This is a genomic window from Vulcanisaeta sp. EB80 (assembly GCF_002078205.2).
The window spans coordinates 1-9,132 of record NZ_LCWN02000081.1 but is presented as its reverse complement, the minus strand read 5'-3'; the positions used below and the strand labels follow the sequence as shown (position 1 = coordinate 9,132).

The 9,132-nt window shown below is 47.2% G+C and carries 12 protein-coding genes; 8 read left to right on the top strand and 4 right to left on the bottom strand.

Features of this window, described 5'->3' with window-relative positions; all coding sequences use genetic code 11:
• Positions 1–177, top strand: a 177-nt coding sequence (locus tag B7L70_RS13575; protein ID WP_162009166.1) for an arcadin 1, incomplete at its 5' end; no start/stop codon positions are given.
• A 2-nt stretch (positions 178–179) separates the two neighbouring features.
• Here B7L70_RS13575 and B7L70_RS11010 read toward each other — a convergent pair.
• Together B7L70_RS11010 and thsA are read right to left on the bottom strand one after the other, a co-directional pair.
• A complete protein-coding gene (locus B7L70_RS11010) occupies positions 180–533 on the bottom strand; it encodes a DNA-directed RNA polymerase subunit K (protein WP_081228229.1) in 354 nt (117 codons plus the stop codon).
• A 50-nt stretch (positions 534–583) separates the two neighbouring features.
• Complete coding sequence (thsA, locus tag B7L70_RS11005) at positions 584–2,248, bottom strand: thermosome subunit alpha (protein ID WP_081228227.1); 1,665 nt, start codon at positions 2,246–2,248, stop codon at positions 584–586.
• A gap of 150 nt (positions 2,249–2,398) precedes the next feature.
• Here thsA and B7L70_RS11000 point away from each other — a divergent pair, with 150 nt between their 5' ends.
• A complete protein-coding gene (locus B7L70_RS11000; protein WP_081228225.1) occupies positions 2,399–2,830 on the top strand; it encodes a signal peptidase I in 432 nt (143 codons plus the stop codon).
• Between the two features lie 54 nt (positions 2,831–2,884).
• Positions 2,885–3,439, top strand: a complete 555-nt coding sequence (locus B7L70_RS10995) for a GNAT family N-acetyltransferase (RefSeq protein ID WP_081228223.1) — start codon at positions 2,885–2,887, stop codon at positions 3,437–3,439.
• An 18-nt stretch (positions 3,440–3,457) separates the two neighbouring features.
• Here B7L70_RS10995 and B7L70_RS10990 read toward each other — a convergent pair whose 3' ends face one another.
• Both B7L70_RS10990 and cutA read right to left on the bottom strand, forming a co-directional pair.
• Complete coding sequence (locus B7L70_RS10990) at positions 3,458–4,702, bottom strand: 2,3-bisphosphoglycerate-independent phosphoglycerate mutase (RefSeq protein ID WP_081228221.1); 1,245 nt, start codon at positions 4,700–4,702, stop codon at positions 3,458–3,460.
• A gap of 58 nt (positions 4,703–4,760) precedes the next feature.
• Positions 4,761–5,087, bottom strand: coding sequence for a divalent-cation tolerance protein CutA (gene cutA / locus B7L70_RS10985; RefSeq protein ID WP_081228219.1), 327 nt, complete (start codon positions 5,085–5,087; stop codon positions 4,761–4,763).
• Positions 5,088–5,368: 281 nt separating this feature from the next.
• Between cutA and B7L70_RS10980 the strand changes: the two genes are divergently transcribed.
• From B7L70_RS10980 to B7L70_RS10960, 5 genes are all read left to right on the top strand, one after another.
• Positions 5,369–6,703 carry an IS200/IS605 family accessory protein TnpB-related protein gene (locus B7L70_RS10980; RefSeq protein ID WP_081228217.1) on the top strand — a complete coding sequence of 445 codons (1,335 nt, stop codon included), beginning with the start codon at positions 5,369–5,371 and terminating at the stop codon, positions 6,701–6,703.
• A 7-nt stretch (positions 6,704–6,710) separates the two neighbouring features.
• Entirely contained in the window at positions 6,711–7,556 is an 846-nt protein-coding gene (locus tag B7L70_RS10975; protein WP_081228214.1) for an aldo/keto reductase, read from the top strand.
• Positions 7,557–7,602: 46 nt separating this feature from the next.
• Positions 7,603–8,220: a thiamine phosphate synthase gene (gene thiE, locus B7L70_RS10970; protein ID WP_081228212.1), complete on the top strand. Its 618-nt coding sequence runs from the start codon at positions 7,603–7,605 to the stop codon at positions 8,218–8,220.
• 119 nt (positions 8,221–8,339) lie between these two features.
• A complete protein-coding gene (locus tag B7L70_RS10965) occupies positions 8,340–8,969 on the top strand; it encodes a mechanosensitive ion channel domain-containing protein (RefSeq protein WP_081228231.1) in 630 nt (209 codons plus the stop codon).
• Between the two features lie 77 nt (positions 8,970–9,046).
• Positions 9,047–9,132: GTPase (locus B7L70_RS10960; protein ID WP_143701635.1), on the top strand; the 86-nt coding region annotated here is incomplete at its 3' end.

Below are 9,132 nucleotides of genomic sequence, written 5' to 3'. Positions count from 1 at the left end.
CAATTACTTAGGTCAATGCCGATGGTTGGTCCATTAATGAGTGGTAAGGTTCCAATACCGAGACTTCTAATCTGGCTTAATGAGGATGAGGCAGAGGCTTTGGGACCTAAGCTTGATGTTGGTGATGTTGTCGAAATAAGGATTGATAATGGGAAACTCGAGTTAGTTAAGGTATAGTGTTAAATCTTAACGTCAAACTCCTCACTTAATTTAAGTAATTCCTTAAGCTTAATCCTCACGTGCTTACCATTTGGTAGCGTCCTAACGATCACGAAGGGAATCAATCCCCTACGCACCTCCTCAAGTGCGATGGCTATTGGATCATAGGTACCAAGCTTTTGCGGATCAATCAGTGGTTGTGCGCCCATAGCCAATTGCCTAGCTCTGGCTGCCACAATCCTCGCTAGTTCATACTTAGTTATTCTAGGTGGGTATGTTAACCTACCCTTGGTCAAATCCTCAATCCTCTTTAGGATATCAGCAAGTGCATCTTCCTTTAATACAGGATTTTGTGTTTGATTTGAGGAGGACATTGAGGAAACCGTAATAAAAATCGTTTAAAAACCTAACTTAGTCATTTTTATTACTCAGTCTTTGAGGTCTCTTCCTCACCACCGGTCTCGCTCTTCGATTTACCACCGCCACCTGCCTTTGTCTGTGCTGCAGCCACTATATCGTCTATCCTAAGTATCATTATTGCAGCCTCGGCGGCGCTCCTTATCACCTGCTTCTTAACCAGCAATGGATCAACGATGTTTAGCTTAAGCATGTTGGCAACCTTACCATTGAGCACATCAACACCGGCATCTACCTCACCACTGTCGTGTCTCCTCCTTAACTCTGCTATGGCATCCACTGGGTCAAGGCCAGCCGTTAGGGCTAGTATTGTTGGTACATGCTCGAGAGCTTCTGCGAATTTGAGTACTGATAACTGCTCCTTACCAGGTAACTTCCTACCCCACTCCCTAATCCTCCTGGCTATCTCCATCTCGAAGGCGCCACCGCCAGGTACAATCCTTGGTTCCCTGTACAAGTCCCTAATCACATGTAGTGCATCCTGCATTGATCTTTCAGCCTCGTCGAGGACCCTGTCCGCCGCACCCCTAATCAGTATTGTGACAGCTCTCGGGTTCGGACATTGCTCAACAAACACCATCTTCTCCTCACCAACCTTCCTCTCCTCGACGAGACCTGCTGTGCCAAGGTCTTCTGGCTTTATGTCCTTTATGCTCGTGACTATCTTGGCACCGGTTGCCTTGGCAAGCTTCTCAATGTCGCTCCTCTTAACCCTCCTAATGGCCATAATGCCCTTCTTAGCCAGGTAATGCTGAGCAACCTCATCAATACCCTTCTGTGTGATTACCACGTTGGCGCCAACCTCAGCTAGCTTATCAACGTATGACTTCAGTATGTTGGACTCCTCCTCAAGGAATGCCTTTATTTGGTCGGGTGATGAGACTGATATCTTCGTTGTCCACTCAGGCTTCTCTATCTCAAGCGGTGCGTCTAGAACCGCTATCTTCGCATTGGCAACCCTCTTTGGCATTCCTGGATGTACCACCTCCTTATCGAGTACAATGCCCTGTATTAACTGGGTTTCAGCGAGTGATTGTCCCTTCTTCTTCTCAAGCTTTATCCAATCCAGGTCTAGGTTGTATTTCCCGTTAACCTTCTCCACGGCAATTGCTGACGCATCAACCGCAACCTTAGCTAGGTAATCCCTAGCCTCAGCCACTATCTTGCTACTTAGTGAATTCATAGCCACAAGGGCTAGTTGATTCTTGTCCTCGACGTTTATTGACTGCGCTATCTCATCAGCAACCTGTATTGCGTAATCCATAGCCTTCTTATAACCATCAATAATTATTGTTGGGTGGATACCCTCGTCAAGCAGCTCCTCAGCAAGCTCTAGCAGCCTACCTGCAACAACAACGGCTGTTGTTGTTCCATCACCAACCTCCGCATCCTGAGCCTTGGCAACCTCAATGAGTAGCTTGGCGGCTGGGTGCTGAACCTCCATTTCCTTCAGTATTGCAGCTCCATCGCCAGTTATTGTAACGTCTCCAAAGGCATCAATGAGCATTTTATCCATGCCCCTTGGACCGAGGCTTGTTGATAGTATTTCGGCAATGACCTTCGCAGCCATTATATTACTCCTCCTCGCATCAGCCCCCGTTGTTCTTTGGGAACCCTCCTTAAGAACCATTACTGGGACTCCGCCCTTCTGCTGTGTTGTGCTTGTGCTCATCGGAGGGTCCGTAAATCACTTCTATAAAAACCTTTCTAATCCGTGAACGTAATAATCCTCAGTAACGACAATCCGAAATGGCTAGGACCTAAAGGGCCGTAGGTAATAAGGTGAGAAAAACATAAGTATTAATGTTTTCTTGCCCTTGCGATGGATTTAGGGCATGTACTAATGATCGTACTAGCGTTATCATTCGTAATACCCTGGGCAGTGGTTAGTTCATACTCTATGGAGCCAACGCTCGAGGTTGGCGACCTAGTGGTGATGATACCACCTAGCGGTTCATGCCAATCATTGCTTGGCCACGTGGCCATTTATTACTCACCCCAGTTCAGTGACTATATAGTGCATAGGGTAATGTCTATTGAGAACTCGCAGGGATGCACATATGTATTTAAGGGCGATGCAAACCTTGGGCCTGATCCATACCCAGTACCTAGGTTTGATGTTGTTGGTGTTGTTCAGTTTGTAATGCCACAACTCGGTCTCCTAAGTCTATCTTATAGAACGTACACAGCATTATTGTACATACTCGGTCTTATAATACTGGTGGTAGTTCCGGCGTATATTTTAGATAAATAATTATTCGTTGTTTAATGGGAAAAACGTATTAATTTCCCAATTATTGGTTACGTAATGGATGAAAGCACTATTCAGGATGTTACCGAGAGACTCGAGGGTCGTGAATACATTAAGGGTAGGAATGGGAAAATATTCGTACTTAGGGAGTTCGAAATAACGGATTTGAACACTGTGGTTTCAATAAATAGGCGAGTTCTTCCTGAAAACTACCCGGAGTTTTTCTTTGTTGAGCATTACAGGAGCTTTCCAAAGGCCTTCATAGTATCTGAGCTTGATGGGAAGGTCGTGGGTTACATGATGAACAGGGTTGAGTTTGGCTGGAGTTACATATGGAAGGGCAAGCCGACCAGGAAGGGTCATGTGATATCAATAGGCGTTCTACCCGAGGCGCGTAGGTTGGGTATTGCGTATAACATGATGATTAGGGGTATGAGGGCTATGAAGTACTTCTATGGTGCTGAGGAGGTTTACCTAGAGGTTAGGGTCTCGAACACGCCCGCCATTAACCTCTATAAGAAGTTGAATTATAAAATTGTCGACTTAATAAGGGGTTACTACCACGATGGTGAGGACGCCTACATAATGGCTAGACCACTCGATAATCTATAGCCTTTACGATAAGTAAAATTACTCACCAAACTTCTCAAGCGTACCTAGGTAATTAGCTATTATGTTCATGATATCGATACCCCTAATCCTATTCCAAAAGCCCCTCGAGCAATCCCTCTCACTGAACCTATCCACATCATCCTTCATGACATCTATACCCCAGGCCATGAACGGGACTGGATCGCCTGTGTGCTCCTTTACGGTTACAGGTGTCGCGTGATCACAGGTTATGAATATGTAAGTATCGCCTGGCGCCTCCTCAATAAACTTCCTAAGACCTGCATCAACTCTCTCGATTATCATGGTCTTACCCCTGAAATCCCCATCGTGAGACATGGAATCCGTGGGCTTCACATGGAGGAATACGAAATCGTGGTTCCTCAGCGCCTCTGCCGCTGCGTGAAAGGCTGCGTTGAAATCATCATCCTTAGAACCCACGTAATTCTCAACATTGATAGGTTCCATACCGAGCGCCACACCAATACCCCTAATCAGCGCTACGCCGGCGATTATCGCAGGCCTTATTCTGTACCTGGAACTTAACGGCTCAAACACCCTCATGGATCCAGCACCCCTCAGCAGCACCATGTTTATTGGTCCCTTGCCCTCCCTCCTCCTGATCTCGTTGAACCTAGCTTTACCTAGCCTCTCATGAACAAGCCTGGTGAATTCATTTATGTAATCCGCAGTAACCCTTGCATCCTCACTGAGCGCCTTGGCCTCGGCTACCCTGGCACCAACAACGTGCGGGTCCGTATCGCTGACGTGCGGTGAGACCGAGCCTTTCAAGACCAAGACACCCCTATGCTCAACCGTTTGTTTGTAAATCGCATCAATACCATATTTCGCCCTTAGGGTTGGTATTACTTCGTTATTTATTACCTCCTCGATTTCCTTAACCTCATCAGCACCTATGTACCTACCACCCCTTCTATCAACAACAACTAGGTCATCATTGACAGTGGCCACATTGGCCCTAAAGGCAACATCACCTGGATTAAGCCTCAACCCCGCGCCAATAGCCTCAAGAGGCCCCCTACCTGGGTAGTACTTGTATGGGTCATAACCGAATATGGCTAGGTGGGCAACATCACTGCCGGGCCTGATGCCCGGTGATATCACGTCCATTAACCCACAGGACCCCTCAGATGTCAATCTATCCATCGTGGGCTTCACGGCAGCCTCTAGCGGGGTCTTACCACCCAGCTCCTTAACGGGTCTATCTGCGCATCCATCAAGTACCACCAACAATGCCCTGGGCATTGCTGTTAGGAGTAATTTTTAGTTAAAAAATATTTAGTCTAAGGCTAAGTGGATGATTTTACTTCGTCCCAACAACTTCGTCAATCCACGCTAGGTAATCCTTCAATCCGCCAATGATTGGTAATGCTATTATCTCGGGCACCTTATACGGGTGCTTCTCCCTTACCGCATTAATAATGTCATCAAGCCTATCTTTCCTCGACTTAATAATCAGTAACGCTTCATTATCCTCCTCTACCCTACCCTCCCAATAGTATATGCTTTTCAAACCATCAACAACATTGACGCAGGCAACTAACCTATTACTCACGAGATGCCTAGCCAACTCAACACCGACGTCCTTGTTAGGTACCGTTACGAAAATCACCACATACTCAGAACTCATCAACTGCGAATGGAGATTTCGTGTTAAAAAGCATTATTAATTTAGAGCAATCAACATGACAATGTTTAAATACGCGGTGATGCCTACGTGCGGTGATGGAGTACATAACCCTTGGAAAAACCGGTGTAAAAATTTCAAGGATTGGGCTGGGTTGTTTTGTTGTTTGTGTTTGGTGGTTGGGTTTGTGAGTTTTGGTTTGGTGTTGGTTGTTTTGGTTTCGGAGGGGTTGTTGTCAGTGTCTTGGTAGGGCCTTAAAAGGCTTTTAGAGGAGTGTGGAGGTGATGAGTGAGGTTACTAGGACTGTTGTTGTTGGGTCTGTGCAGTTGCCCAGGTGGTTGTTTAGGGTCTTTGTGGAGCTTGAGGGTATGTATAGAGACATGGTTGGGCGATTAGTCGCATACGCTGTGGGGAATGGGGTAACGAGCTTCGTGAAACTGAAGGCTTTGAAGTACTTGGAACTAAGGTCTTTGTATCCGCAGTTACCATCGCACTACGCCTACACCGCATGCCAGGATGCATCGGTGAGGTCCAAGAGCTTCCTCAAACTCAGGAGGAGGGGCTTGGTTAGGAAGGATCACCCAGAGGTTAGGGAGGTCTCCATATGGCTAGACGACCACCTATGGAGGATGAGTGGATTAACGAGCATTGAGTTGGCAACGCACATTGGGTGGGTTAGGGTTGAGTTGGAGCCACACAGGCAGTACTGGAGGTACATCAATACGGGTTGGAGATTAGCTTCAGAAGCCAAGTTAAGGCTTGATAGGAGGGGTAGGCGATTGATCATTTACCTAACCTTTAGGAAGACTGTTGAGACCTACGAACCAAGGGACCTCGTGCCAGTCGATGTGAATGAGAACCACGTGGCTGTTATGATAGACCAGGATGTCTACCTACTAGAGACAGGCTTCAAGGACATCACCCTAGGCTACCACTATAGGAGGAAGGCGATTCAAAGGAAGTATGACAAGCTCTGTGGCGTTAAATGCAAAGCCAAGAGGAGGGTCCTTAGGAAGCTGAGGGAGGGTGAGAGGAAGGCTGACTTGAGGTGGAAGCTTGCGAACATCATAGTAAGAGCAGCTGTGGAGAGGCAAAGCGCCATTGTCCTGGAGAGGCTCGGTAAGAACCCCGCTAAGGACATGATTAACCACATCAAGGATGCCCAGCTCAGGCATAGGATTTACCAAGCATCCTTCAAGGGCGTACAGAGGGCTATTGAGGAGAAGGCTAGGGAGCATGGTGTTCCAATAATATATGTGAACCCAAGGAACACCTCAAGGATGTGCCCAATACACAAAGCCAAAATAATTTACGAGAACGGCAGCAGGGTCGGCAGGTGCTCCAGGGGCGGAGAACTATGGCATAGGGAGGTGGTTGCGTGCCACAACCTACGCCTCAAAGCCTCATCCCACCTGGGCGGTGAGGGCGATGCCCAGAGCCCGGGTGGGTCTTCCCTAGATGGGAGCCCCATGCCGTTGGGCTCGACAGCCACCCATGAACCCACAGGGATACCCAAAACCCTGTGGACGAGGTGGAAGTCCCTAGGTGCAACAAATAAAAACAAACACCTAGGGACAAACGGCTTGGCAGTTTGGTGGGGATGCGTGGGGTCCGTATGAATATAATGTGGCGAAGTCCGTAATAGCGAAGGCCGTTGGGTTGGGTATAAACTTCATAGACACTGCGGCTGTTTACGGTAGGGGGCGTAGTGAGGAGTTTGTTGGGCGTGCAATCAGGGAGTTGGGAATTCGGGAGCAGGTTTTCGTGGCAACGAAAATACCGGGCGACTGGCACAGGTTCGATGATGTTCTTAAGGCGGCTAGGCGTAGTAAGGAGAGGCTTGGTCTTGACGTCATAGACCTACTACAACTACACTGGCCCGCGTGTTGGCACAATGTTCCCATTTGCGAGACTATGAGGGCTATGGAGAGGTTGGTTGATGATGGCGTGATTAGGTACATCGGTGTCAGTAACTACCCACTCCAACTCCTCCAAACTGCCCGTGAATGCCTGAAGAGGAGCGATATAGTTAGTTCGCAGAATAGGTACAATCTAATCGAGAGGGAGGTGGAGAAGGAGTTACTACCCTACCTAAGGCGTGAGGGAATTACCTTAATCGCATGGAGCCCATTAGCGAAGGGCGCGGTGACCAGCAAGTACTCTCCAGATAATAGACCCAGGGGTGATCTGAGGGAGAATGATCCATTATTCCATCCAGACAATCTACGTGAAATAAGCAGCAAATTGATCCCCGTAATTAAGGAATTATCCGCCAAGTACGGTAAATCACCAGCCCAAATCGCACTCAATTGGCTAGTAATGCATGATAACGTGGTGCCAATACCTGGTGCAAAAAGCCCTGAGCAAGTCGTTGAGAATGCCGGTGCAACTGGTTGGAGACTTAGTGATGAGGATTTCAGGAGATTGGAGAACGTGAGTAATTCATTGTCGATAACGTACGTTACCTGGTAGGGATATGGCGTTAGGTTTTATTAAATATGTTAGTTAGGTTTTCTGTATGAGGTTACCTAGGGGCATCTATGGTATAACGGATACTAGCTATACCGTGAAGAGCCATGTGGGGGCTGCCAGGGCTTTCCTAGAGGGTGGTGTTAGGATTGTTCAGTATAGGCGTAAGGAGGGTAGTATTAGGGTTATGCTTGAGGAGGCCAGGGAGATCAGGAGGCTTTGTAATGAGTATGGTGCCGTGTTCATCGTGGATGATAGGGTCGATATAGCAATACTCAGTGACGCCGATGGGGTTCACGTCGGCCTTGACGACGCTCCCGTGGACGCAATTAGGAGTAGGTTCGGTGGCTTAGTAATAGGGGCGAGTGCCAGTACTGTTGAGGAAGCTGTACAGGGTAAGAATGCAGGTGCCAACTACATAGGCGCCGGCTCAGTGTTTCCAAGCCCCACAAGGCCTGACTATAGAGTCACTGGGCTCGATGGGTTAAGGAGGATTGTGGCTGCAGTTGATATACCGGTATACGCCATAGGCGGAATAACCCTCGAAACTCTGCCTGCCATAAAAGCCACGGGTGCCTGGGGCGCAGCCGTGATTTCGGGCATATTAGCAGCTAAGGACCCGGTAAAAATGGCCAGGGCATTTGTGGAGACCTGGGACAAGTCCTAGTTCTTTTTATCGATGTAAAGATATTAAAGTTACACCAGCATTTCGTCTTTAATTATTTAGGTAAAGCTTATAAATTAATGATGTTTGTCAAATAATTCGTGTCAACTACTACTCAGGAGATGAGTAAAAAGGAGATAGGCAGACATTATGTTAATGCCATAACTAAGTTGGTGATATACATTGTGGTATATGTAGTTGTTGCCGCAATAGTGCATTATGTGATTTCAACATTATTGCCAATGTTTGGCATTAAAGTTAGTCCTTATGAGGGTTACGTAAATGTCCTCTTGGCATTAGCCTTCGGCTATTTGATAGTGTCCGCCTTTGCTGATGTGATTTACTGGTCGATGAGGTTTAGGTATGATCACCCAACGGCAAGGGCTATGAGAAATGTATTCCTCCTAATAGGCATCGGCGCGTTAGTTGCTGGTATTGCTGGTGCCATTGGAGGTGGTGTAGCTGGTGTTGCTGTTGGTGGTTTTCTTGGGATAGTGATAGGGTTTGCCGTGCAGCAGGTTCTTGGTCAGGCTGTGGCTGGGTTATTCCTACTGTTGGCGAAGCCGTTTAGGATACATGATCACGTGAACTTACTCGGCGAGGATGGCATTGTGAACGATGTGGCGATATTGTTCACTGAGGTTATTAAAGGTGATGGTAGTAAGGTTTTGATACCAAACAATTCAATAATTGGTAATAAGATCTACATATTGCCTAAGCAGCAACCACAGCAGCAGCAACAACAAAAATGACGTAAAATGTAGTACAATAATTCTTCCCTTAAAATTGGTAAAAACTATGTTTTTAAGGTCTTAAGCGCTCCAATCTTGTGTCGTTACAGAGTCATGTACAGATAGGTATTGTTGGGAAGCCTAATGTGGGTAAGTCCACATTCTTTGCTGCGGCAACAATGAT